Source organism: Acidovorax sp. JG5 (assembly GCF_017939685.1).
GTDB lineage: Bacteria > Pseudomonadota > Gammaproteobacteria > Burkholderiales > Burkholderiaceae_C > Acidovorax.
The window spans coordinates 1-353 of record NZ_JAGKSE010000079.1; the positions used below are offsets into that span (position 1 = coordinate 1).

Annotated in this window: 1 protein-coding gene; it reads right to left on the reverse strand. The window is 63.2% G+C overall.

Annotated features, from left to right (window positions below; translation table 11 throughout):
• Positions 1 to 329, reverse strand: a 329-nt coding sequence (locus J8G26_RS19205; protein ID WP_246881491.1) for a GGDEF domain-containing protein, incomplete at its 3' end; no start/stop codon positions are given.
• Positions 330 to 353: the final 24 nt, after the last annotated feature.

Consider the following 353-nt stretch of genomic DNA (forward strand, 5'->3'; position numbering starts at 1 on the left):
TCGTCACCGCCCAGCCGGGCAATCACATCGCCCGCGCGCAAGCCACTGCGCAGCCTGCGCGCCACCTCGATCAGCACCTGGTCGCCTGCAGCATGGCCGTGGGAATCGTTGACGTCCTTGAACTCGTCGAGGTCAAGCAGCAAGAGTGCCATCATCCGGCCACTGCGCCGTGCTCGCTGGATGGCCTGTTCGAAATGCTGCATGAACATCCAGCGGTTCACCAGCCCTGTGAGCCCATCGTGCGTGGCTTGGTAGTGCATGTCTTCCTGCATGCGTTTTACCTCGGTCATGTCGCGCATGTACACCACCGCTGCCGAGCGGTCGTCCATGGTGCAGTGCCCCAGGGCGATGTC